The following is a 25337-nucleotide window of genomic DNA, read 5'->3' as shown; positions in this document are numbered from 1 at the left end:
AAAAAAACCCACCATGAATACATGGTGGGTTGATTTGCTACCCAATCTACAACTAATTCTAACTAGCTTACGCTAGCTTCAAATTAGAAAGTGTGACGCACGCCAATTGCGTAGTTGCTTACGTTTGTAGAAATTGGATTTACGTTAGCCGCAGAACCAGTCATGTAGTTAGGAGTTGATACGTTTGAAGTACCTGTTTGGCCGTAGATAGCATACAAGTTAGTACGCTTGCTCAACCAGTAATTAGAACCAATCTGCCACGCTGTCAAGTTAGCTGCATTGGAACCAAAACCAGTGTAACGTCCCAAACCACCAGATGCCCAAGCTTCAACAGTTGGAGTGATGTAGCTACGTACACCAATCTGCTCTGCAGAACGGCTCAAATAATAAGAATTATCTTGTTGTGCAGAGATCTTGCGGTTGATGTACTGAGCATATGCCTTCAAAATACCGAAGTCATAAGTAGCAGCAACATACCACTGGTTATCTTGTACGTTAGTACCAGGAGTGGATGCACCGCCTGCATAGCCAGCTGCAGGAGCGCCAACAGGGAGTTCAGTAGCAAGTGTAGTACCGGTAGATACGTATGTCTGTGTAGACTGCTTTGAGGTCAAAGCTTGGTAGTTAGCAGTTGCATAGAACTTTTGGAATGTGTAATTCAAACCCAAGCCCCAACCGTTTTGGTTGTTTAAACCGCCGGTTGTTGTAGAGGTAACTCCAGATACGGCGATGGTTTGATTTTGATTCTTGTTGTTCATTACCAACATAGCATTTGCTTGGAAGCCAGCAAAAGTAGCGCTATTCAAAGACAGTTGGTTATTTGTACGAACTGTGTAAGCTGCACCAGTTGAGTTCTCTGTAGAGCCAGTGCCTTCAGTAATTGCAGGGTAAACAAGGTTACCAGCGATGTTATTAGCTTGACCTGGGTCAGTAGCTGCAACAGCGTTGTGAACGATTGTGTACTGAGTACCCAATGCGAATTGGCCAATACCATTCTTTTTCAAACCAACAAAAGTTTGACGGTTTTGTGTAGCGCCAGTGTTAACGTTTTGCGCGCCGTTAGGGTTCAAACCAAGTTCAACAGTAAAGAATGCAGAAGTACCACCACCTAAGTCTTCAGTACCTTTGAAGCCTAAACGTGATGTGGACTCACCAGAAGCTGAGAATGCGTTACCTGTTGTTTTGTTAACAGCTGTGCCGTTTGCAACACGTGTGTTGTAACCAACATAACCCATGTCCAACAGGCCATATACGGTTACGCTTGATTGAGCTTGAGCTGCACCAGCAAATGCTGTTGTAGCTGCGAGAGCGAATAGCGATTTTTTCATTCTTTAAATCTCCAAAAATTAAAAGTAATGCCCAAATAAAACTGGGACCTATGAATTTTGCTTCTTTTGCCCTACTAGACTGGGGGTCAGGGTATTTAGGAGCTCTTTTTGCTTGTCAAAAGGTAGTTTTTTGGCTTTCTTCGTTGTATCTCGGCAACAAGCTCTCTCTTTTCTGTCTTTTATCGGCCTCAGATGCCAAAATTGTCATATGGCAAGCCGCGAATTCTTAAAAATACTGAGTTCAGCCCGATTGGGTGATGTATCTGCGCAACAAAATTTGGCTAACGCCTACCTAACGGGCGCCTATAAAACCCCAATTCAACCATCTAACGCCTTGATTTGGCTAGAAAAATCCTACTTTTCCATTGCAAATCAAATACTTGAAGATCAAAGCTCAAGTAGCGCTGAAATTTTCAACACATTAGGACAAATTGCCTCCATCCCTTTGGTTGAAACCTTCAACTCTCCTGCATTTGGGTTTGGCTGGGACTCATTTTGGAGGCTTGCTGAATCTAATCATGATTTAGAGCATGCCTCAGCAGCAAAGTGGCAGCTAGTGAATTTACTTCTCAATCCACAGCATCAAGAAATTCAATCCCAGTTATCCGATTGGCTTAAAAAATCTAGCGGGATTACTTCTAATGAAAAAATTTCTGGGTTAGATTTTGGTGGCCTTCAAAAACTAGCGAGGAATTATTTGGCCGAACTAGCAGAAGGAAGCTCAACTTTCGCATCCAATGCAAAAGAATTGCTCATCAAACTCCAACCAAAAAATGAGGCACTCTCTTCCTTGTGGAAGGTTTGGTTAGACGAACAAAATGAAGAGGCTTTAGTTCGAGCAGCTGAACTTGGCCTAACGATTGCAAAACTTACTTTGGGCTTAAAACTTGCACAACTCGACGATAGGGTTGAGTCAGCCGAAACAAAATCCAATGCCTCCCTTAAAAAAGCAGCTCACTGGTTAGAGCTTGCCGCGAAAGATGGTGATCGAGATGCTTGGTATGCACTTGGCGAAATTTATCGACGTCCACAGTTCTCTGGATACAACGCGGCAGAAAGTGATCGCTGTTTTGATCGCGCCGCTGACCTTGGTCATGCGCAAGCACAGTTGCGTAAAGGCGCTAATCTTTGGCGCAAACGCGAAAAGTCCGAAGAAAAAGTTCGTGGACTACAAGCCTCTTACTGGGTTTGGCAGGCGCATCAACAAGGCGTACCAGAAGCAAAAGATTTGCTGAGCAAGATTTTGGAAGGTTGCCCAGATCCAAAGAAAAACGAATGGTTTGAGTTAGCTCAATTTGCAGAGCAGGCACTCAATCACCACGCCGAACATAAGTTGGATGAAGATTGGCTCTTGCTCTGCCATCGACTCATCATTGCAAACCAATTTAATTTCAGCAAAGCAGAATTATTGTTATGCGAAGTGGGTCAACTGCAACATGAGCACTGTGTTGTCGTCGATATTCGCTGGGAGCTACCGAAGATATTGCCTAGATTGATTCAGATTGAAACTATTCAACAACGTCGCGCCCTATTAGCGGCTGGCAAAGCTTTTGCTGGCTCTGAAATAGATCTGGAGGGCAATCTTCGCCAAAGACGCTATCGTTTTGATCGAGTAACCGACTGGTTGAAGACAACCTTTGCAGCTCAAGCGACCGAAGCAAGTACTAATTAATTAGTAGAACCCTCTGGCGAAACATCATCCTCTGATGGCTTGGGCTCATAAAAACGGGCAATCAAAAGACCCAGCTCGTAGAGCAGTGTCATAGGGACAGCTAGAAGTAATTGAGAGAGTACGTCTGGCGGAGTCACGATTGCTGAAATCACAAAGGCACCAACAATCACATATGGACGAATCTCTCTTAGCTTGGCCAGCGGCACCATGCCCATGCGCACTAAAACAACCACCACCACAGGAACTTCAAAAGTAAGACCAAATGCCAAAAAGGTATTCATCGCAAAGCCAAGATATTTATCGATATCAGTAGACATCTCTGCGCCCAATGGAGCGTTATAGCTGGCCATAAAGTTAAACACCGTAGGGAATACCAAAAAGTAGGCGAAGGCCATACCAATAATAAATAAGCTGTAGCTACTCACCACTAGAGGAAGTATCAACCTTCTTTCATGAAGATAGAGGCCTGGCGCAATAAATGCCCATAGCTGATACATCACCACCGGCAATGCAATCAAAAAAGCCACGAGCATGGTGACCTTCATCGGCACAAAGAATGAACCCGTGACGTCGGTCACAATCATCTTGCCGCCTGCTGGCAATGATTCAAGTAAAGGCTGTGCAAACAAATGAAAAATATCTGGGGCCCAATAAACGAGGCACACAAAAACTACAATGATTGCTAATGCAGACTTGATTACGCGATCACGCAATTCAAATAAGTGGGATAGAAATGTTTCTTGTAACCCCGAGTCTTCAGTTGAATTCTTTTCAGTCATACGTTTATGTTTTATTTACCAGCGGTATGATGAAAACGCTTCATTCTGGCAGCCCCAGATTGCACACGAGTACGAATTCCTGCGGAGCGCTTAAACCAAACTGGCCTTGCGGCACGACGCACACCCCAGCTATTGCGTCCCTGGCGCTTACTTTTACCGAATACTTCTTTTTCATTCAGTGGCGGTTTTTCAAAATGAGTTTCAAAGATGTCAGCCTGATCACTCAAGTTAGCGCCGGCCTCTTGAACGGTGGAGCCAATACTGTTTTCAACTTCTTTGAGCGTAGCAGTAGTCTCTTCTCGAAACTTTTTAAACTCTTCGACTTCCATTTGGCGGTTGACTTCAGACTTGACATCAGCCATGTAGCGTTGCGCGCGCCCAAATAAATTTCCTGCCATGCGGGCTACTTTTGGCAAACGCTCTGGTCCAACAACGACCAAGGCAACTACGGCAATTAGCGCAAGCTTTGAAACTCCAAGATCAATCATTTAACTCAGTCATTTTTTAGCTGCATGAGCTTCTATTGCGCTTCAAATATTGATTGATTATTTGTTGACGTCTTTAGCCTGAACATCAACAGTCTTTTCTGCTGTTGCAGAACTTTGTTGAATTTGCTCTTTAGACTCTTCAGGGGTTTTCATGCCGTCTTTGAAACCCTTAACAGCGCCGCCCAAATCTTGACCGATGTTACGCAATTTTTTGGTACCAAATACCAACATCACGATAACCAAAACAATTAACCAATGCCAAATGCTAAATGAACCCATCTTTAATCTCCTTGGATTATTTTTTCCAGGGGCGGGGACCGCCCATCACATGTAAGTGCAAGTGATAAACCTCCTGCCCACCATCCGCACCATTGTTTACCATCAATCTAAAGCCGCCATCCTTGCCGGGACGACAACCCTGCTCTTTGGCAAGACGGGGTGCTAATTCCATCATTCTACCCAGCAAAGGGATATCTACGCTTTCCGAAGACTCCAACATGGGTATATGTTTTTTAGGAATCATCAAAAAATGGATTGGGGCTGCAGGATTGATATCTTTAAAAGCGTAGATTTCCTCATCCTCGTAGACCTTCTGGGAGGGGATTAAACCCGCAGAAATCTTGCAAAACAGGCAATTAGGGTCGTGTGACATGCTTATTCCGTAGTTATTTCAGAGTTATTCCGCGATTACTCTTTGCCAGCCGCTTTTCTAGCAGCCTTCTCTTCAATACCCGAGGTTCCTAAACGGCGATCAAGCTCGGCAATCACATCTTCTGGGCGGAGGTTAAATTGAGACAGGGCAATTAAGCAGTGAAACCATAAATCAGCCATTTCACCAACTAGCAACTTTTGCTGGTCAGCCGCCAAATTTGAGTTACGCGCATCTTTTGCAGCCATTACCGCTTCAGTCGCCTCCTCCCCAATCTTTTTCAGGATTCCATCGTCACCCTTCGAGAAGAGCAAAGCGGTATAGGAGGTTTTAGGATCTGCTTGCCCAGCCTTAAACGCATCACGACGTTGATCAACTACATCTGCTAAATGGGCAAATGCAGAGTCTAAATTAGAAGGTTTATTTGCAGAACTAGTCATTTAATCATTTTATGTCGTTTAAGTTAAAGCTTGCTCTTTACTTTTTGTTCTCGGACTCATCAACCCAGGCAGTCTTTACTGAGTCCCACTGCAAAAAGAAGCAACTATGCTCACCGGTATGGCAAGCAATGCCATCTTTTTGCTCAACCAAAAGCAAAATCGTATCGCCATCACAATCCAGACGAATTTCTTTTACTTTTTGGGTATGGCCAGACTCTTCGCCTTTGTGCCATAACTTTTGTCTAGAGCGAGTCCAATAGACCGCTTCGCCCAAACGCAAAGTTTCTAAAAGTGCATCTCGATTCATCCAAGCCATCATCAAGATATCTTTACTACCTGCCTCCTGGGCAATGGCGGGAACCAATCCTTGCTCATTCCATGAGACAGCATCAAGCCATGATCCAGCCTGAAGATCTTGAATGGGTTTGAAGGTGCTTTGAGATTTGCTCATACCTAAACTTTACAGGCAATGGCGCAAATTTACTAAAAAGCCTGGGATTAATTAAATCCGAACCGGTATTCCATGGGCGGCCATATATTCCTTTGCCTGTCCAACGGTGTATTCACCATAGTGGAAAATGCTTGCCGCCAGGACAGCGTCTGCATGCCCCTTGGTGATGCCATCAACTAAATGCTGCAAATTACCAACCCCGCCAGAAGCAATAACTGGAACGGATACTGCATCACTTACAGCAGCAGTAAGCGCCAAGTCAAATCCATCTTTGCTGCCATCACGATTCATACTGGTTAATAGAATCTCACCCGCACCACGCTTAGCAACTTCTTTGGCCCATTCAACTACATCCATACCAGTAGCAGTTCTGCCGCCATGGGTAAATACTTCCCAATTACCTGCCTCTGTTTGTTTGGCATCAATTGCCACCACAATACATTGCGAGCCGTAATACGCAGCTGCATCAGAAACCAAATCTGGATTAGCCACAGCAGAAGAATTCATGCTGACTTTATCTGCGCCAGCATTTAGCAAACGACGTACATCAGCAACTGCGCGCACACCACCGCCAACCGTCAAAGGAATAAATACTTGTGAAGCCACATCTTCAATGATGTGCAAAATTAGATCGCGCCCATCAGATGTGGCGGTAATGTCTAAAAAGGTTAGCTCGTCTGCACCTTGTGTGTCATAACGTTTAGCGATTTCAACAGGATCGCCTGCATCACGCAGACCAACGAAGTTCACACCCTTAACTACGCGCCCTGCAGTGACATCAAGACAAGGAATAATTCGCTTAGTTAACACTAGATAATTTTCTTTTTATATTTCAGCGTCAACTCATCGGCATATTTTTGAGCAGCTGCAAGATCAAGATCGCCAGCATAAATTGAGCGGCCAGCAATCACGCCCATCACACCTTCTTCTTCCGCTTTACAAAGTGCATCAATGTCTTGATTATTTGATAAGCCACCACTTGCAATTACCGGAATACGAATAGCCTGGGCCAACTTTACTGTGGCATCAATATTGACGCCCTTGAGCATACCGTCACGACCAATATCAGTATAGATAATGGCTTCAACGCCCCAGTCTTCAAATTTCTTGGCAAGGTCAATGACCTCGTGGCCAGTAATTTTGCTCCAACCGTCCGTTGCAACTTTGCCATCACGCGCATCTAAGCCAACCATGACATGTCCTGGAAAAGCCGTGCAAGCATCTTGTACAAATCCTGGATTCTTAACGGCTGCAGTACCAATAATGACAGTGCTAATTCCGTCATCTAATAAACGTTCAATAGTTTCGAGATCGCGAATACCGCCACCTAGCTGAACGGGGATTTCATCTCCGACTGCTTTCAGAATAGATTTAATAGCAGATTCATTTTTTAACTTACCCGCAAATGCGCCATTGAGATCCACTAAGTGCAAACGGCGCGCTCCCTTGCTAATCCAATGTGCCGCCATTGCACCTGGGTCTTCAGAAAAAACTGTGGCTTTATCCATGTCACCCTGTTCGAGTCGAACACAGTGGCCATCTTTTAGATCAATTGCGGGAATCAGCAGCATAGCAAAGAGTAATTAAATTAAGGTTGCCAAGAAACAAAGTTTTGATAAAGCTTTAATCCGTATTCTGCACTTTTTTCTGGATGAAATTGAGTTGCAAAAATATTATCTCGCGCCACCGCAGAAGTAAACCAATCGCCATATTCAGTAGAGCCAGCGATATCTTCCTTACGCTGCGGCACAACATAGTAGCTGTGCACGAAATAAAAGCTCGTCAAATCAGGTATTCCATCCCATAGCGGGTGCTTTTGATCCTGACGAACTTGATTCCAGCCCATATGTGGCACTTTATAGGCAGATCCATCCGGTTGCTTCTTACCTATTAAATCAAAGCGACGCACTTCCCCAGGAATTAAGCCCAGGCATGGTGTCCATTGCTCAGTAGCGCGAACCTCTGCACTTTTATCAAATAGCATTTGTTCGCCAACACATACCCCCAAGAGCGGCTTATTTGTAGATGCTTCTAACAAGGCTTCTAATAAACCAGAGTCGTCTAGGTGCTTCATGCAGTCGGGCATCGCACCTTGACCAGGCAACACTACTCGATCAGCCGTACGAATCTCTTCTGGTTGATGTGCGATCAACACATGATCATCAGGTGCGACATGATGAAATGCTTGATACACAGAACGGAGATTACCCATTCCATAATCAACGATCGCAATGGTTTGCGCCAAAATTGAGCCTATCTTTGCTGTTATCTAACGGGCAACTAGAAGATCTAGATTAGAGGCTGCCTTTGGTTGAAGGAATAGAACCAGAAGCACGAGGATCCACTGCCAAAGCCATACGCAAAGCGCGTCCAAAGGCCTTGAAGACAGTTTCAATCTGGTGATGCGCATTAATGCCACGCAAATTATCGATATGCAAAGTCACTCCTGCGTGATTCACAAAACCACGGAAGAACTCAATACTGAGATCGACGTCAAAGTCACCCACACGAGCACGAGTAAATGGCACGTTAAATTCCAAGCCAGGGCGGCCAGAGAAATCGACCACTACACGAGAAAGGGTTTCATCCAAGGGCACATAAGAATGGCCATAACGAGTGATGCCAGCTTTATCTCCTACGGCCTTAGCAAAGGCTTGGCCTAAGGTGATCCCTACATCCTCAACGGTGTGGTGATCATCAATATGGGTATCGCCATTAGCAACCACTTTGAGGTCAATCATGCCGTGACGGGCAATCTGATCCAACATATGGTCAAGAAAAGGAACGCCGGAGGCTAGTTCAGCCTTACCGGTACCATCCAAATTGATGGAAATCTGAATTTTGGTTTCCGAAGTGTTTCGGGTAACGTCGGCTTGCCGCATGCTTCATTGCGCCGCGAGGCGAAGTGTTGATTGAAGCCTCATAATATCATTCCTAGAGAAGATTTAAATATCGATATTGCTGCACTTTCATCCCGATTGTTGACTTGAGACCCCACATGAGCCGTTTTTGGAGCCCTGTTGTTAAAACCCTAACCCCTTACGTTCCGGGGGAGCAACCGCAAATGCAGCGGCTGGTCAAACTCAACACCAACGAAAGCCCTTATGGGCCATCGCCAAAAGCAATTACTGCCATTGAAAGTCAAAATACCGCAGATTTGCGTCTCTACCCAGATCCAGAGGGTGCAGCCCTCAAACAAGCTATTGCCAAATTACATGGCTTAGAGCCAAACCAAGTTTTTCTAGGCAATGGCTCAGATGAGGTTTTAGCTCACGTATTTGCTGGACTACTTAAACAAAGTAAGCCAGTCCATTTTCCGGATATTACGTATAGCTTCTATCCGGTCTACTGCAAGCTATTTGGAATTGATTACCAAACGGTCTCATTGGGTGACCAGTTTGAGATCAACACGGCTGATTATCAAACTCCTAACGGTGGGATTATTTTTCCGAACCCAAATGCTCCAACCGGTAGATCAATCCCTCGTTCTGAAATCGAAGCTTTGCTGTCTCGAAACAAAGACTCTGTAGTGGTGATTGATGAGGCCTATGTAGATTACGGTACGGAGTCTTGCATTCCATTATTGCGCGGCAAACACTGCCCAGAAAATTTATTAGTTGTTCACACGCTTTCTAAATCACGTGCCTTAGCCGGCCTGCGCGTTGGCTTTGCTGTTGGTCATCCAGATTTAATTGAAGGATTAGAGCGAGTAAAAAATAGCTTTAACTCTTATCCGTTAGGACGACTTGCTCAAGCAGGTGCGATTGCAGCCATTAAAGATCAAGCGCATCTGGAAGAAACTTCTGCCAAGGTTATTCAAACTCGCACTCAGTTAGTTGAGCAGCTACATACTTTGGGATTTGAAACACTACCTTCAACTGCAAACTTTATTTTTACGCGGCATCCAAAGCATGCTGGTGTAGAGCTCTATCAAGCATTACGTGATCGCGGCATCATCGTGCGCCACTTTAAGTCTGCACGCATAGAAGATTTCTTGCGTATTACGATTGGCACTGATGAACAAAGCGGCGAACTCGTCGCCGCTCTAAAGGAAATACTGAGTTAATTTATTTAGTAAGTTCGAACGTTTTTGAACTTACTTCTTAAGGCGCATCTCAGCTGCGCGGGCGTGGGCTTGTAAGCCTTCTCCGTGAGCCAAAGTACTAGCCACTGCACCCAAAGTTTGTGCACCTGCCTCACTCACTTCAATCATGCTTGAGCGCTTGATGAAGTCGTAAACGCCCAATGGTGAAGAGAAGCGTGCAGTACGCGCAGTCGGCAACACGTGGTTGGGTCCGGCACAGTAATCACCAAGTGATTCACTGGTGTAGCTACCCATGAAGATAGCGCCAGCATGACGAATTTGCTCGGCCCACTTGCGTGGATCTGCAGCACAAATCTCCAAATGCTCGGCAGCAATAGCATCCGCAATTTCACATGCTTCTGCCATATCTTTAACCTGAATCAATAAGGCCCGATTTATAAGTGAGGTTTCAATCACTTTGGCTCTTGGCATTTCTGGCAAGAGCTTATTAATGCTAGCCTGTACTTGCTCAATATATGCAGCATCTGGACAAAGCAAAATGGATTGCGCTTGCTCATCATGTTCAGCCTGTGAGAACAAATCCATTGCAACCCAATCAGGGTTAGTAGATCCATCGCAGAGCACTAATATTTCTGATGGGCCAGCGATCATGTCGATGCCTACCGTACCAAATACCCGGCGCTTTGCTGCAGCTACATAGGCATTGCCCGGCCCCACAATTTTGTCGACCGAAGGAATTGTTTTGGTTCCATAGGCCAGAGCACCAACCGCTTGCGCTCCGCCGATCGTAAAGACACGATCAACCCCAGCGAGAAAAGCTGCCGCTAGGACTAATGGATTGCGCGCTCCATCTGGAGTGGGCACCACCATGATGACCTCAGCAACACCTGCTACCTTGGCAGGAATTGCGTTCATCAATACCGAAGATGGGTAAGCCGCCTTACCACCCGGCACATAAATACCAACGCGATCTAAGGGGGTTACTTTTTGACCTAAGCGCGTACCATCTTTCTCTTCATATTCCCAAGAATGACAACCCGCTTCAATCTTTTGATGCTCGTGATAAGCGCGAACTCTTTGCGCAGCAACGTCTAGGGCACTTTTTTGCTCAACAGATAAAGATTGATAAGCCTGCTCTAAATCTTTGCGAGGAATTTCTAATTCAGAAACACTTGCAACATTTAAACGATCAAACTGTTTTGTAAAACCAAGAACTGCTTCGTCGCCTTTATCTTTCACTGCAGCCAAAATTTTGACTACTGCAGCATCTATTGCCTCATCATCAGCCGATGGCAAAGAAAGGCTGGACAACAGAATCTCTCTGAAGCCCGCATCCTTACTATTGAGGCGCTTAACGTTGACGTTTGCAGACATGAATAAGACTTCTCGTGGGCTACTGGTTACTTCAGCAACTCAAAAATAGGTTGTAGCTGAGCACGCTTACGCTTATAAGACGCTTGATTCACCACCAATCGAGCGCTTATATTAGCAATCGGCTCAACCTCAACTAAACCATTCGCTTTTAGCGTATTGCCTGTAGAAACCAAGTCAACAATAGCATCGGCTAGACCTACCAATGGAGCAAGCTCCATTGATCCATATAGATGAATCGTATCGATATGTACGCCTTTATTGGCGAAGTGATCACGTGCGCAGTTGACATACTTTGTAGCAACTTTTAGTCGTGAACCTTGCTTAACTGCTGCAGCATAGTCAAACCCTTCGCGCACCGCTACAGACATACGACACTTTGCGATGTCTAAGTCATAAGGGACATATAAACCATCGCTGCCTTTTTCCATTAATACGTCCAAACCAGCAACACCAAAATCAGCGCCACCAAATTGCACGTATGTTGGAACGTCAGAAGCGCGGACAATAATTAAGCGGATATCTGGATTGGTAGTCTCAATGATGAGTTTGCGAGATTTCTCCGGATCCTCCAGCGGCACAATGCCGACCTTGGATAAGATCTCTGTGGTTTCTTCGAAGATGCGACCCTTAGAGAGGGCTAAAGTCAATTTCATGGACTAATTATCCATCAGCCTTACTTGATGCGCTCAATCTTGGCACCTAAAAGGGTTAACTTCTGTTCCATACGGTCATAGCCACGATCCAAGTGGTAAATCCGGTCCACCTGGGTTTCTCCTTGGGCAGCCAATCCGGCAATCACCAAGCTAGCTGAGGCACGTAGGTCTGTAGCCATTACGATGGCACCGGAGAGTTTTTCGACTCCTTGGGCAATTGCAGTATTGCCTTCAATTGCAATATCCGCACCCAGACGATTGAGCTCTTGCACATGCATAAAGCGATTCTCAAAAATCGTCTCCGTAATCATTGAACTGCCAGCTGCAATTGCATTCACTGTCATGAGCTGCGCCTGCATATCCGTTGGAAAAGCTGGATATTCAGAGGTGCGGAAATTGACCGCTTTAGGACGATCCTGCATGGATGCCTTAATCCAATCGGAGCCAATCTCCATTTTCAGACCAGCTTCTTTCAATTTCACAATCACCGCGTCTAAGGTATCAGGGCGGCAGTGCTTGACTGTGATCTCACCACCTGTCGCAGCCACTGCACATAAAAATGTTCCAGCCTCAATACGATCCGGAATTACCGAATGTTCTGCACCATGCAATTTTTCGACACCCTCAATTACCAAACGATCGCTACCGATGCCAGAAATCTTGGCGCCCATTTTCACTAGCAATTCCGCTAAGTCGCCAACCTCAGGTTCACGCGCAGCATTCTCTAAAACTGTTGTACCCGAAGCCAAAGTTGCGGCCATCAATAAATTTTCGGTGCCGGTCACGGTAATCATGTCGGTCAAGATCGAAGCGCCTTTCAATCGATCTGATTGAGGCTTTGTTTCAGCCTGGATGTAGCCGCTCTTAATTTTGATGCTCGCGCCCATGGCCTTGAGGCCCTTGATATGCTGATCTACCGGACGTGCACCAATCGCGCAGCCACCCGGCAATGACACCTTTGCACTATGCATTCTGGCCAAGAGTGGTCCAAGCACCAAAATAGAAGCACGCATCGTTTTTACCATCTCATAGGTGGCTTCGGAGCTTTTGATGACTGCTGCATTCAAGACCATATGACTACGATCGCTAGCATTTGGAAAGTCTACTGTGACACCAATCTCCTGCAAAAGCTTGAGCATGGTGCGCACGTCTTGCAAGTCAGGAACATTGCGTAAAACAACTGGTTGATCAGTCAATAGACAAGCACACAAAATTGGCAAGGCGGCATTTTTAGCGCCAGCAATCACTACCTCTCCGTTAAGAGGAGTTCCGCCAACCATTCGTAATTTATCCATGAAACGATTCCAGTAAAAACTTAATAATTAATAATGTGATTTTTATGCTGCTGAATTCTGAGCAAATTCTTCTGGTGTGAATGCCTTAATGGATAAAGCATGTACTTCTGCCTTCATGCGATCACCCATAGCACCATAAACCAATTGATGACGCTGCACTAAACGCTTACCTTCAAACTCGGGACTCACAATAGTTGCAAAAAAATGCTGGCCATCGCCTTCCACTTGAATATGAGTGCACTGAATACCTTGCTTGATATAGCCTTCAATTTGTTCAGGGGTAGGTAACATTTTTTCTCCTAATGAATCCAGGGTATCGGTAATTAGTAACGGAGCTTATAGCCCTTTTGTAGCAAGCGCAATGCAATGATTGAGACCACTACAAAGAAGCAAAACACAATCGCCAAACTACTCCAAGGGGAGTTATCAGAGACCCCAAAAAAACCGTAGCGGAACCCATCAATCATATAAAAGAAAGGGTTGAAGTGGGATACCACTTGCCATGCTGGCGGTAACGAATGAATAGAGTAGAAAACGCCAGATAACATGGTGGCAGGCATGATGATGAAGTTCTGAAAAGCAGCCAACTGGTCGTACTTGTCCGCCCAGATGCCAGCTATCAATCCTAAGCTTCCCAATATTGCCGCGCCCAAGAATGCGAACACCAAAATCCATAATGGATATTCGAGCGCAGGGAATGCAAACCAAGAAGTAATCAGGAGTACACCCAGTCCAACCACAATACCCCTGAATACCGCAGCCAGAATATAGGCAGCATAAAACTCAAAATGACTCAAGGGGGCTAATAAAACAAATACCAAGTTACCTGTTACCTTGGATTGAATCAAAGAAGAAGAAGTATTTGCAAACGCATTTTGCAAAACACTCATCATGACTAAGCCAGGAATCAAGAAAGCCGTATAACTAAGACGGCCATAGATCTCTTTGCCCTCAAGTACATGACCAAAGATCATCAGATACAACACAGCGGTTAGAACCGGGGCTGCAATCGTCTGGAACGCAACCTTATAGAAACGCTTTACTTCTTTAAAGAGAAGAGTTGGAAAACCGCTGCCATACTCCAATACAGGTCTATTTAGCCCATGCTTCATAAAGCACCTCCGGACATAATATTGACAAAGACCTCTTCTAAATCGGTTTTGCCTTCTCCGTCTTTTTTGACAGATCCATAGCGACTTAATAAATTAGCAGTGGTATCTAAAGCCACTATCTTGCCTTGCTTCAGCATGGCTATGCGCTGACATAGAGCTTCAGCTTCTTCCAAATAATGCGTTGTCAAAACAATCGTGTGACCATCCTGATTGAGTCTACTAATAAATTGCCAGAGCGATTGACGCAACTCTACATCAACACCAGCGGTAGGCTCATCCAAAATAATGACTGGCGGTCTATGCACCAATGCTTGTGCAACAAGTACTCTACGCTTCATACCGCCAGACAAAGAGCGCATATTGCTATCCGCCTTGGAGGTGAGATCAAGATTAGCCATGATCTCGTCAATCCATGTATCGTTATTGCGTATCCCGAAGTATCCGGACTGGAACCGTAAAGTCTCACGCACAGTAAAGAAGGGATCAAAAACCAACTCTTGAGGAACAACGCCTAACATACGGCGCGCATCATGAAAACCTTTTTGAACATCGGCGCCCATAATGGCCGCATGACCGTGGCTAGGTCTAACCAAGCCAGCCAAAATAGAAATGAGAGTAGTTTTGCCAGCACCATTGGGGCCCAATAAACCAAAAAACTCACCAGGCTCAATCCCTAGAGAAACATCATCTAATGCTTGGAGTGCTCCGTATTGCTTAGATATATTTTGAATAGATATTGCAGGATGAATTGCCATTACAAACCTAGCAATGCTGCAACACCATAAACACCAGCCAAGACCTTCAACTTCTCTGGTGCGCGCTCCACTGAAATAGACTTTCCTTCAGTCATAAGCTTTTTCTGCCATGCCAACAAAACAGTCAATACAGTCGAGTCAAAATCTTTTAGCGCCGAACAATCAATCGATTGCAAGCTAGGGCTATTCAGCAAGCCTTCTTTTTGCAACTGCAAGGCATTTTCTTGTGTAACGGTTTTTGGCAAAAGAAAGGGCATGATGTATTTGCTTACTAATTAATTGCTTGGTTTAGCAGTGGCTAATTGTTTATTGCGATCCTGTAAGAACTTCACCAAGCCTTCTATGCCGTTTTGGCTGATTTGGTTAGAAAACTGATTGCGGTAGGCTTCAACCAACCAAACACCCATGATGTTCATGTCATAGACTTTCCAACCATTAGCTGTTTTCTCTAGGCGGTAGTCCAAAGGAACCGGATCGCCACGACCGAGCACGACCGTTTTAACAACTACCTCTTTGTCGTCTGGAGCTGCACGTAACGCCTTGAATTGCACAGTCTGATCCCGCAATTGGCTCAATGCGCCAGAGTAAGTGCGAATCAATAAATTCTTAAACTCGGAGGTTAATTGCGCCTGCTGCTCGGGCGTTGCTTTTTTCCAATTAGGTCCCATAGCCATTTCAGTCGTACGACGCATATCGGTATAGGGAACAATTTTCTTTTCAACTAAATCCACAATCTTAGGAATATTGCCCTTTTGAATATCGGGGTCGGCTTTCACTGTTGCCATTACTTCTGTAACGACCATCTTAATTAAAGCATCCGGTGGCGTTGATGGATCAGGGGTTTGAGCAAAAATGGTAGTTGATGCGAATAGTGTGCTCACCAAAACTAAGCTGTAGATTCTTTTAAAAATTTTCATATTCCCTGCCCGCCATCTTTTTTGTATTGAGACTCATTTTAGTCGCTTCAAAACACATTAGCTGACTGCTCATTGATACGGATTTTCATAAACCGGCATGAGAGGCTCTTCATCATCACGACCCTCATTGATTTGATATGCCCGTCTTTGAATATAAGCATCACGCATGAAGCTATATTTATCAATTGCAGCGCCATCCAATAAATCGCCAGCCTCGTAATACGTATTTCGCGCATTGACGACGCGTAAACCAGTCAAACTATTGCGTAGGGCAACATTTGGCAAGAGTCTAAATAAGTAATCGGACTCTAAATCGGCAACCGTTCCAAAAGTATCGCGCACATTACTTGGGCCAAAGAAAGGCAAAACAACATAAGGGCCAGAAGGAACACCCCATACACCTAAAGTCTGACCCCAATCTTCTTTGTGCTTTTCAAGTCCGCCTGGTGTAGCTAGATCGATCAGACCACCCAAGCCCATGGTTGTATTCACCATCACTCGCATCAGATCGCTAAATGCATATCCAGGCTTGCCTTGTAGCAAGTTATACAGCGCAGTGTAGATATCACTGTAGTTACTAAAGAAGTTGTAAATGCCCTCGCGAACAAATTCAGGCAAAACAAAGCGATACCCAGCAACCACTGGCTTGAGTACGTAAGCATCCAAGCCTTCATTAAATTCAAATACGGAGCGATTGAATGGCTCCCAAGGATCCTGGGGGGAACGCTCTGAGCCAGCTGGAATCGAAGCGCAACCAACCATGACAGCAACCAAACTCAGCAAGATGGCTGCCTTGAGTTTACGCACAACAGACAACATCATTTTGCTGCGCCCTTTTCCTGACCGCTATCTGCCGCTTTGTTATAGAGAAACTGACTGATCAGATTTTCCAAAACAATCGCTGACTGAGTTTGAGAAATCTTCTCGCCATTCGCCAACATATCATCAGAGCCGCCTGCCTCAAGACCAATGTATTGCTCGCCCAATAAGCCAGATGTCAAAATCTTGGCTGAAGAATCCTTTGGAAACTTGTAAGAGTCTTCAATCGTCATCACTACTGTTGCTTGATATGTCTTATCGTCAAAAGTAATATTGGCGATTCTGCCAACGACCACGCCAGCACTTTTAACAGGTGCACGAGGTTTCAGGCCGCCGATGTTGTCAAAGCGTGCAGAAATTTTGTATGTTGGAGCGAATGACACTGCATTCATATTTCCAACCTTCAGCGCGAGGAATAGCGCCGCCAGCAAACCAATGGCAACAAAGATTCCTACCCACACATCAATTGCACTTTTTCTCATAAGAGCCCCAGTTTATTCTTTCTAATTTGAGAACATCATCGCGGTTAGCAAGAAATCTAAAGCTAAAACCGATAAAGAAGAGATCACTACCGTACGGGTAGTCGCTTGCGAAACGCCTTCCGGCGTAGGTTTGGATTCATAGCCTTGGTAAAGGGCAATAAAAGTTACCGCCACACCAAACACCATGCTTTTAATCAAGCCATTGCCAATATCTGAAAACAGGTCTACCCCACCCTGCATCTGAGACCAAAAAGCACCCGAATCAACCCCAATCAGTGGAACGCCAACTAAATAACCACCCAAAACACCTACTGCAGTAAAGATCGTTGCCAAGATAGGCATGGAAATAATGCCCGCCCAGAGTCGTGGTGCAATTACACGCCCCAAGGGGTCCACCGCCATCATCTCCATAGCAGTCAATTGTTCCCCAGCTTTCATTAGGCCAATCTCAGCCGTTAATGAAGTTCCGGCTCTACCGGCAAACAATAAGGCCGTAATGACTGGACCCAGCTCACGAGTCAAAGACAAAGCGACTAATAAACCAAGCGCTTGTTCTGAGCCATAACGATTTAAGGTGTAGTAGCCCTGTAAGCCCAAAACAAAACCAACGAACAAACCTGAGACTGCAATGATGACAAAAGAATGATTGCCAACAAACAAAATTTGATCAATCACTAAACGTGGTCTCTTGAGTAAGAATCCTGAGCGCACGATCACTGCGACAAACATGCGGGCAGCCAATCCAAGACTGCTTAAATTACGGCGAACAAAAAACCCAAGATCGCCAAAGAGATTTAATAGTGCAGTCATAGAGATCTCACTCCAAAATCTTCTTCCAAACTTTTTCCTGGATAGTGGAAAGGCACAGGGCCATCTGGAGCTGCATCTAAAAACTGTCTAACAAAAGGATCCGTTGAACGACTTAACTCCTCGGGAGTTCCTTCTGCACCAATGCGGCCATTCGCGATGAAGTAAACATAATCTGCAATGGCAAAGGTTTCTTCAACATCATGAGTAACCAATAAACTCGTGGCTCCCAGGGCGTTATTAAGATCACGAATCAAGCGTGCTGTAATACCAAGCGAAATAGGATCAAGACCAGCAAATGGCTCGTCATACATGATGAGCGGCGGATCTAAAGCAATCGCCCTTGCAAGCGCAACCCGTCTCGCCATGCCGCCAGAAATTTGTGCAGGCATTAAATCGCGCGCGCCTCTCAAACCCACCGCATTGAGTTTCATCAACACTAATGAGTGCAAAAGTTCTTCGCTTAAATCAGTATGTTCACGCAAAGGAAAGGCAACGTTTTCAAAAACACTAAGATCGGTGAACAAAGCGCCAAACTGAAATAACATGCCCATTCGTCGACGAGCTGCCATCAACTCAGCGCCGCCCATCTTGCCAATGTCTTGCCCTTCAAATATAACTTGGCCTGATTGGGCGGTATATTGACCGCCGATCAAACGAAGGATAGTAGTCTTACCGCAGCCCGAACCACCCATCACTGCCACTACTTGGCCGCGTCGAAACTCCATATTGAGTCCCGACAAAATTTGCCGCTCTCCTGGAGCATAAGAAAAGTTGACGTCTTTAATAGAGACGACAACTTCGCCTGTAGCTTGCTTGCTTACATCCAAGGAGTTTGGCTGGCCACTGTTCATATCCTCGACATTATCGAGGTAAAACAGAAGACCCCATTAAATACTCATCTACTGAACGGGCGCATTGACGGCCTTCACGGATCGCCCAAACAACCAAGGACTGTCCGCGACGCATATCTCCAGCCGCAAATACCTTAGGAACATTCGTTTGATAGGCATTTTGACCATCTACAGTCGCTTTAGCATTGCCGCGCGCATCTTTTTCTACGCCAAAGGCATTGAGGACCTGCTGCACTGGGGATACAAAGCCCATTGCCAAAAGTACCAGATCTGCTTTGATCTCAAATTCAGAATTTGGCACTTCTGACATCTTGCCGTCTTTCCACTCCAAACGAACGCCGATCAATTTCTCTACTTTGCCGTCTTTACCTTCAAAGCGCTTTGTTCCAACTGACCAGTCGCGATCACAACCCTCTTCATGAGACGAAGATGTACGCAACTTCGTTGGCCAATATGGCCATACTAAAGGCTTGTTTTCTTCTTCAGGAGGCTGCGGGAGCAACTCGAACTGAGTAATCTTGGTTGCGCCGTGGCGATTTGATGTGCCCACACAATCAGAACCCGTATCTCCACCACCGATAACTACAACATGCTTATCGGTTGCACGAATTTCGTTCTTGAAATCGCCTGCATTTTCTTTATTCTGTGGAATCAAGAATTCCAACGCATAGTGCACACCTGCTAACTCACGACCTGGGACTGGCAAATCACGTGGCTGCTCTGCGCCACCAGTGATCACTACAGCATCAAAATCCTTCATCAACTGCTCGGGTGAAACTGTTTTGTTGGAGTAATTTTTTACTTCAGCACCAATCGCTTCTTTACCAACAAAAACACCAGTTTCAAACTTCACGCCTTCAGCTTGCATCTGCTCTACGCGACGGTCAATCAACCACTTTTCCATTTTGAAATCAGGAATACCGTAGCGCAGCAAGCCGCCAACGCGATCATTCTTCTCAAACACAGTCACATCGTGACCCACACGTGCCAATTGCTGTGCAGCTGCCATGCCTGCAGGGCCGCCGCCAACTACCGCTACTTTTTTACCGGTCTTGGTCTTGGATGGCTGAGGCTTAACCCAACCGCTATCCCATCCTTTATCAATGATGGCGTGCTCAATAGATTTGATGCCTACCGCAGTGCTATTAATGCCTAGAGTACAAGCAGCTTCGCAAGGAGCTGGGCAAATGCGGCCCGTGAATTCTGGGAAGTTATTGGTTGATTGCAAAACATCTAATGCATTCTTCCAATCGTTGTGAAATACCAAGTCATTGAAATCAGGGATGATGTTATTGACTGGGCAGCCGTTATTACAAAATGGTATACCGCAATCCATGCAGCGCGCACCTTGAACTTTCGCTTCTTCATCGGTTAAAGCGGCAACAAACTCTTTGTAATGATGGAGACGTTTAACTGGCGCTTCGTATGTTTCATCTACGCGCTCAAACTCCATAAATCCAGTGACTTTACCCATATCGAATCCTTAGTATCTTTTCTTAATGTCTTTATTAATTCAGCGGCTTAAGCTGCAACAGTTTTGTTTTGGGCTTTTTCCCACAACTCACCGAGAGCACGTTTGTACTCAGTTGGGAGAACCTTCACAAAACGACTGCGGGCATTTTCCCAATCAGCCAAGATTGCTTTAGCGCGCTCAGAGCCGGTGTGACGGAAATGACGTTCAATCAAGCCCTTCAAGATTTGCTCGTCAGTTAAGCGCTCGCCACCATCTTTAACATCGACAGGGGCATGCCACTCAGACTTAGGCATCTTGGCAATCTGCTCAGCAGAAGGTAGCACCTTTTCCAAAGTGGCCATGCTGGTATTGCAACGCTTATCGAACAAACCATCTTCGTCGTAAACATAAGCAATACCACCGCTCATACCTGCGGCAAAGTTACGTCCTGTTGCGCCTAATACGACTACTGTGCCACCGGTCATGTACTCACAACCATGGTCACCAGTACCTTCAACAACCGTTGTTGCACCAGAGTTACGCACTGCGAAACGCTCACCGGCTACACCGTTAAAGAATGCCTCACCAGCAATCGCGCCGTAGAGAACGGTATTACCCACAATGATGTTCTTCGCAGTATCGCCACGGAATTCATGGGGAGCACGAACAATTACGCGGCCACCGGATAGACCTTTACCAACGTAGTCATTACCGTCACCAACCAAATCTAAAGTGATGCCACGCGCTAAGAAAGCTGCAAAGCTTTGACCAGCCGTGCCATTCAACTGAATGTGGATAGTGTCATCTGGTAAACCTGCATGACCATAACGTTGAGCTACTTCACCAGAAAGCATCGCGCCTACAGTACGGTTTACGTTCTTCACTGGAACAATGAAAGATACTTTCTCACCACGCTCTAATGCAGGCTCACTCTTTTCGATCAAGATATTGTCAAGTGCGTTGGTTAAACCATGATCCTGTGTCAACACTTGATAACGTGGAACTTCAGCGGCAACTTGTGGCTCGGCAAAAATCTTACTGAAATCTAAGCCGTGCACTTTCCAGTTCTCAATACCTTTACGGGTATCCAATAAATCAACACGACCAATTAAGTCATCAAACTTGCGGATGCCCAATTGCGCCATGATTTCGCGGGCTTCTTCAGCAATAAAGAAGAAGAAGTTCACAACGTGTTCTGGCTTGCCAGAGAATTTCTTACGCAATTCTGGATCTTGTGTAGCAACACCAACTGGGCAGGTATTTAAATGGCACTTACGCATCATGATGCAACCCTCAACCACCAATGGAGCTGTCGCGAAACCAAATTCGTCTGCACCTAACAAAGCGCCAATCACTACGTCGCGACCAGTCTTCATTTGGCCATCAGCTTGAACACGAATACGACTACGCAAGCCATTCAGAACCAATGTCTGCTGTGTTTCAGCCAGGCCGAGTTCCCATGGAGAACCAGCGTGCTTGATTGAAGACAATGGGGATGCGCCAGTACCACCATCGTGGCCAGCGATCACCACGTGATCCGCTTTTGCCTTAGCAACACCAGCTGCAACAGTTCCAACACCTACCTCAGATACCAACTTCACAGAAACGTCGGCTTTTGGATTGACGTTCTTCAAGTCATGAATCAACTGTGCAATATCTTCAATCGAATAAATATCGTGGTGCGGAGGAGGAGAAATCAAGCCAACGCCTGGCACTGAGAAACGCAATTTACCAATGTAGTCAGAAACTTTGCCACCTGGCAATTGACCGCCCTCACCAGGCTTCGCACCTTGCGCCATCTTGATCTGAATCTGGTCCGCAGAACGTAGATACTCAGTGGTGACGCCAAAGCGACCAGAAGCAACTTGCTTAATCTTAGAACGCAAAGAGTCGCCATCTTGCAATGGGATATTTGCTTCAACAACATCGCTACCCAAGATACTGGCTAAAGACTCGCCCTTCTTAATTGGAATGCCTTTGAGTTCATTCACATAACGGTTTGGATCTTCGCCACCTTCACCAGTATTGGACTTACCGCCAATACGGTTCATAGCAATTGCCAAAGTAGCGTGCGCTTCTGTAGAGATTGAACCCAAAGACATCGCGCCCGTTGCAAAACGCTTCACGATTTCTTTTGCAGATTCTACCTCGTCCAATGGAATCGCTTTTGCTGGATCAATCTTGAATTCAAATAAACCACGCAAAGTCATTTGACGCTTAGTTTGATCATTGATGATGTTGGCGTACTCTTTATAAGTCTGGTAGCCCTTTTCTGCACCAATACGTGTGGAATGCTGCAACTTCGCAATCGTGTCTGGAGTCCACATATGGTTCTCCCCACGAATACGGAAAGCGTACTCACCGCCAGCATCAAGCATATTGGTTAACACGGGGTCATTGCCAAATGCTGATGAGTGCATACGTAATGCTTCTTCAGCAACTTCAAACACACCGATACCACCAACATTTGATGGCGTACCTTTGAAGTATTGATCAATGATGTCGTGATTTAAACCAATGGCCTCAAAAATCTGTGATCCGGTATAAGACATGTAAGTAGAGATGCCCATTTTGGACATGACTTTTTGCAAGCCCTTACCAATTGCTTTCACAAAGTTTTTCACTGCTTTTTCAGCAGACAAATCACCGGATAAACCTTTTGCCATCTCTGCCAAGGTTTCCATTGCGAGATATGGGTGAACTGCTTCTGCGCCATAACCAGCCAAGAGCGCAAAGTGGTGTGTCTCACGCGCACTTCCAGTCTCTACTACTAGGCCAACGCTAGTGCGTAAACCTTTTTGAACTAAATGCTGGTGGATTGCGGAAGTTGCCAATAACGCTGGAATAGCCACATGCTTTTCGTCAACCTGACGATCGCTCACGATCAGGATGTTGTAACCGGAACGCACTGCATCTGCTGCTTCAGCACACAGTGAAGCTAAGCGCGCTTCAATGCCAGCCTTACCCCATGAAGCTGGATAGCAAATATCCAATTCATAAGAGCGGAACTTACCATTGGTGTAATGACCAATGTGACGAATCTTAGTAATGTCATCAAAATCCAAAATGGGCTGACTCACTTCTAAGCGCATTGGTGGATTGATGTTGTTAGTGTCTAACAAGTTAGGCTTAGGTCCAATGAAAGAGACCAATGACATCACCATGTTCTCGCGAATTGGATCAATCGGAGGATTGGTAACTTGCGCGAACAATTGCTTGAAGTAGTTATAGAGCGGCTTGTTCTTATTAGAAAGAACTGCCAACGGACTGTCATTGCCCATTGAACCAATAGCCTCTTCGCCATTCATAGCCATTGGCGCCATGAGGAACTTAATGTCTTCCTGGGTGTAACCAAATGCTTGTTGGCGATCTAACAATTTAGCAGCCGGACGAATAGTTGTTTTCTCATCAACCAAGTCCACTTTGCTGGCATCAACTTCATCTAACTTCACACGAACAGCGTCGATCCAACTCTTATAAGGCTTAGCCTTGGAAACTGCATTCTTTAATTCAACGTCATCAATGATGCGACCTTGTTCCATGTCGATCATGAACATCTTGCCTGGTTGCAAGCGCCATTTTTGTACGATCTTGCTCTCAGGAATCGGCAATACACCGGCCTCAGATCCCATGATGACGAGGTCATCATCAGTAACGTAATAGCGTGCTGGGCGCAATCCATTGCGATCCAATGTTGCGCCAATTTGACGACCATCGGTAAAGGCCATTGCTGCTGGGCCATCCCATGGCTCCATCATTGCCGCGTGGTATTCATAGAAAGCGCGACGATTGTCATCCATTAATGTGTGCTGCTCCCACGCCTCTGGAATCATCATCATCATGGCTTGAGCCAATGGATAACCAGACATCACCAACAACTCTAAGCAGTTATCAAAACAAGCGGTATCTGACTGACCTGGATAAATTAATGGCCAGAGTTTTTGCAAATCATCGCCAAGCACTGGGGAGCTAATTGCGCCTTCACGTGCATTCACCCAATTCACATTTCCTTTAACAGTATTGATCTCACCGTTGTGAGCAATCATGCGATACGGATGCGCTAATTCCCAAGCCGGGAAAGTGTTGGTTGAGAAGCGTTGATGCACTAATGCAAGCGCCGACACAGTACGCTTATCCTGTAGATCTTGGTAATAAGCTCCTACTTGGTTAGCTAACAGCAAACCCTTATAAACAATGGTTCTAGCAGACATTGAAGCAACAAAATATTCCTTGCCATGCTTCAGGTGTAAATCTTGAATAGCGTGACTTGCTGTCTTACGAATCACATATAACTTACGCTCGAGTGCATCAGTCGTCATGATGTCACGACCACGGCCAATGAAAATTTGACGAATAAATGGCTCTGTCATTTGCACTGTTGGAGACATCGGTAACTTCACATCTACCGGAACATCTCTCCAACCTAAAACTACCTGTCCTTCTAAACGAACGGTACGCTCTAATTCTTGTTCACACGCTAAACGTGAAGCGTGTTCCTTTGGCAAGAAAATCATGCCGACGCCATATTCACCTAATGGTGGTAAGGTCACACCCTGCTTAGCCATCTCTTCACGATACAAAGTATCCGGAATCTGAATCAAGATACCGGCGCCGTCACCCATCAGAGGATCGGCACCTACCGCTCCCCGGTGATCTAAATTTTCAAGAATCTTTAATCCCTGAGAAACGATCTCATGAGATTTCTTGCCTTTGATGTGTGCCACGAATCCTACGCCGCAAGCATCATGCTCATTACTAGGGTCATATAAACCTTGAGCGATTGGACGAAGATCAGTATTTAATTGTGTAGTCATAGTATTTCCGAGGGGCGACAAAGGCCTAATTACTTTTGGAGGATCAAATATAGGTGAATACCCATACCGATGCAATAGAAATAAAATGAGTCTGTCCCATTTATTTGCATGCCGCACCAATATCAATTACTTATATGGGGACAGAGTCAT

Annotated in this window: 26 protein-coding genes and 1 pseudogene; 2 read left to right on the top strand and 25 right to left on the bottom strand. The window is 45.5% G+C overall.

Annotation, left to right across the window (positions count from 1 at the left end; translation table 11 throughout):
• Nucleotides 1–83 precede the first annotated feature (83 nt).
• Nucleotides 84–1328 (bottom strand): porin, encoded by a 1245-nt coding sequence (locus ICN23_RS04880; protein ID WP_216231132.1) that lies wholly within the window; start codon nt 1326–1328, stop codon nt 84–86.
• Nucleotides 1329–1536: 208 nt separating this feature from the next.
• On the opposite strand from ICN23_RS04880, the gene ICN23_RS04875 reads away from it, so the two are divergent.
• A complete protein-coding gene (locus ICN23_RS04875; protein ID WP_216231131.1) occupies nt 1537–3000 on the top strand; it encodes a tetratricopeptide repeat protein in 1464 nt (487 codons plus the stop codon).
• Here the strand turns inward: ICN23_RS04875 and tatC are convergent.
• The 10 genes from tatC to hisB are packed head-to-tail and all read right to left on the bottom strand — an operon-like array spanning nt 2997 to nt 8689.
• A complete protein-coding gene (tatC, locus tag ICN23_RS04870; RefSeq protein ID WP_216231128.1) occupies nt 2997–3779 on the bottom strand; it encodes a twin-arginine translocase subunit TatC in 783 nt (260 codons plus the stop codon). The two genes, ICN23_RS04875 and tatC, sit on opposite strands and share 4 nt — an antisense overlap.
• A gap of 11 nt (nt 3780–3790) precedes the next feature.
• Entirely contained in the window at nt 3791–4267 is a 477-nt protein-coding gene (gene tatB, locus ICN23_RS04865) for a Sec-independent protein translocase protein TatB (RefSeq protein ID WP_216231126.1), read from the bottom strand.
• A gap of 57 nt (nt 4268–4324) precedes the next feature.
• The gene (gene tatA / locus ICN23_RS04860) at nt 4325–4546 is read right to left on the bottom strand and encodes a Sec-independent protein translocase subunit TatA (RefSeq protein WP_216231124.1); all 222 of its coding nucleotides are present in this window, start codon (nt 4544–4546) and stop codon (nt 4325–4327) included.
• A 16-nt stretch (nt 4547–4562) separates the two neighbouring features.
• Nucleotides 4563–4919, bottom strand: coding sequence for a histidine triad nucleotide-binding protein (locus ICN23_RS04855; RefSeq protein WP_216231123.1), 357 nt, complete (start codon nt 4917–4919; stop codon nt 4563–4565).
• A gap of 35 nt (nt 4920–4954) precedes the next feature.
• A complete protein-coding gene (locus ICN23_RS04850) occupies nt 4955–5356 on the bottom strand; it encodes a phosphoribosyl-ATP diphosphatase (RefSeq protein WP_215362482.1) in 402 nt (133 codons plus the stop codon).
• A gap of 37 nt (nt 5357–5393) precedes the next feature.
• On the bottom strand, nt 5394–5807 hold the full coding sequence (gene hisI / locus ICN23_RS04845; protein ID WP_216231122.1) for a phosphoribosyl-AMP cyclohydrolase: 414 nt from the start codon (nt 5805–5807) through the stop codon (nt 5394–5396).
• Nucleotides 5808–5858: 51 nt separating this feature from the next.
• A complete protein-coding gene (gene hisF / locus ICN23_RS04840; protein ID WP_216231120.1) occupies nt 5859–6617 on the bottom strand; it encodes an imidazole glycerol phosphate synthase subunit HisF in 759 nt (252 codons plus the stop codon).
• A complete protein-coding gene (gene hisA, locus ICN23_RS04835; RefSeq protein ID WP_215400629.1) occupies nt 6617–7378 on the bottom strand; it encodes a 1-(5-phosphoribosyl)-5-[(5-phosphoribosylamino)methylideneamino]imidazole-4-carboxamide isomerase in 762 nt (253 codons plus the stop codon). The genes hisF and hisA overlap by 1 nt, the downstream gene beginning before the upstream one ends.
• Before the next feature lie 17 nt (nt 7379–7395).
• Complete coding sequence (gene hisH / locus ICN23_RS04830) at nt 7396–8052, bottom strand: imidazole glycerol phosphate synthase subunit HisH (protein ID WP_216231119.1); 657 nt, start codon at nt 8050–8052, stop codon at nt 7396–7398.
• Nucleotides 8053–8101: 49 nt separating this feature from the next.
• Nucleotides 8102–8689 (bottom strand): imidazoleglycerol-phosphate dehydratase HisB, encoded by a 588-nt coding sequence (gene hisB, locus ICN23_RS04825; protein ID WP_216231117.1) that lies wholly within the window; start codon nt 8687–8689, stop codon nt 8102–8104.
• A gap of 116 nt (nt 8690–8805) precedes the next feature.
• On the opposite strand from hisB, the gene hisC reads away from it, so the two are divergent.
• The gene (gene hisC, locus ICN23_RS04820) at nt 8806–9873 is read left to right on the top strand and encodes a histidinol-phosphate transaminase (protein WP_216231115.1); all 1068 of its coding nucleotides are present in this window, start codon (nt 8806–8808) and stop codon (nt 9871–9873) included.
• Between the two features lie 30 nt (nt 9874–9903).
• Here the strand turns inward: hisC and hisD are convergent, their stop codons facing one another.
• The 14 genes and pseudogenes from hisD to ICN23_RS04750 form a co-directional block, all read right to left on the bottom strand.
• Entirely contained in the window at nt 9904–11226 is a 1323-nt protein-coding gene (gene hisD / locus ICN23_RS04815; RefSeq protein WP_216231114.1) for a histidinol dehydrogenase, read from the bottom strand.
• Nucleotides 11227–11252: 26 nt separating this feature from the next.
• A complete protein-coding gene (gene hisG / locus ICN23_RS04810) occupies nt 11253–11879 on the bottom strand; it encodes an ATP phosphoribosyltransferase (RefSeq protein ID WP_216231113.1) in 627 nt (208 codons plus the stop codon).
• 20 nt (nt 11880–11899) lie between these two features.
• Nucleotides 11900–13174, bottom strand: coding sequence for a UDP-N-acetylglucosamine 1-carboxyvinyltransferase (gene murA, locus ICN23_RS04805; RefSeq protein ID WP_216231112.1), 1275 nt, complete (start codon nt 13172–13174; stop codon nt 11900–11902).
• Between the two features lie 42 nt (nt 13175–13216).
• The gene (locus ICN23_RS04800) at nt 13217–13465 is read right to left on the bottom strand and encodes a BolA family protein (RefSeq protein WP_068320176.1); all 249 of its coding nucleotides are present in this window, start codon (nt 13463–13465) and stop codon (nt 13217–13219) included.
• Between the two features lie 32 nt (nt 13466–13497).
• The gene (locus tag ICN23_RS04795) at nt 13498–14286 is read right to left on the bottom strand and encodes an ABC transporter permease (protein ID WP_216231111.1); all 789 of its coding nucleotides are present in this window, start codon (nt 14284–14286) and stop codon (nt 13498–13500) included.
• 65 nt (nt 14287–14351) lie between these two features.
• A pseudogene (locus ICN23_RS04790) lies at nt 14352–15041 on the bottom strand (ABC transporter ATP-binding protein); the annotation flags it as partial.
• Nucleotides 15041–15298, bottom strand: coding sequence for a lipid asymmetry maintenance protein MlaB (locus tag ICN23_RS04785; protein ID WP_216231109.1), 258 nt, complete (start codon nt 15296–15298; stop codon nt 15041–15043). The pseudogene ICN23_RS04790 and the gene ICN23_RS04785, both read right to left, overlap by 1 nt.
• Nucleotides 15299–15316: 18 nt before the next feature.
• Nucleotides 15317–15958: a phospholipid-binding protein MlaC gene (locus tag ICN23_RS04780; protein WP_216231108.1), complete on the bottom strand. Its 642-nt coding sequence runs from the start codon at nt 15956–15958 to the stop codon at nt 15317–15319.
• Nucleotides 15959–16027: 69 nt separating this feature from the next.
• Nucleotides 16028–16780 (bottom strand): VacJ family lipoprotein, encoded by a 753-nt coding sequence (locus ICN23_RS04775; RefSeq protein WP_255532701.1) that lies wholly within the window; start codon nt 16778–16780, stop codon nt 16028–16030.
• Nucleotides 16777–17259, bottom strand: a complete 483-nt coding sequence (gene mlaD, locus ICN23_RS04770) for an outer membrane lipid asymmetry maintenance protein MlaD (protein ID WP_216231107.1) — start codon at nt 17257–17259, stop codon at nt 16777–16779. The genes ICN23_RS04775 and mlaD overlap by 4 nt, the downstream gene beginning before the upstream one ends.
• A 21-nt stretch (nt 17260–17280) precedes the next feature.
• Nucleotides 17281–18069, bottom strand: coding sequence for a lipid asymmetry maintenance ABC transporter permease subunit MlaE (gene mlaE / locus ICN23_RS04765; RefSeq protein ID WP_215360631.1), 789 nt, complete (start codon nt 18067–18069; stop codon nt 17281–17283).
• Nucleotides 18066–18920, bottom strand: coding sequence for an ABC transporter ATP-binding protein (locus tag ICN23_RS04760; protein ID WP_216231106.1), 855 nt, complete (start codon nt 18918–18920; stop codon nt 18066–18068). The genes mlaE and ICN23_RS04760 overlap by 4 nt, the downstream gene beginning before the upstream one ends.
• A gap of 10 nt (nt 18921–18930) precedes the next feature.
• A complete protein-coding gene (locus tag ICN23_RS04755) occupies nt 18931–20394 on the bottom strand; it encodes a glutamate synthase subunit beta (RefSeq protein ID WP_216231105.1) in 1464 nt (487 codons plus the stop codon).
• 47 nt (nt 20395–20441) lie between these two features.
• Nucleotides 20442–25187 (bottom strand): glutamate synthase-related protein, encoded by a 4746-nt coding sequence (locus ICN23_RS04750; RefSeq protein WP_216231104.1) that lies wholly within the window; start codon nt 25185–25187, stop codon nt 20442–20444.
• Nucleotides 25188–25337 lie beyond the last annotated feature (150 nt).

It is taken from the genome of Polynucleobacter sp. MWH-Jannik1A5 (genome assembly GCF_018881795.1).
In the GTDB taxonomy this organism is placed as follows: Bacteria; Pseudomonadota; Gammaproteobacteria; order Burkholderiales; family Burkholderiaceae; genus Polynucleobacter.
This window is presented reverse-complemented; position numbering and strand designations above follow the sequence as displayed.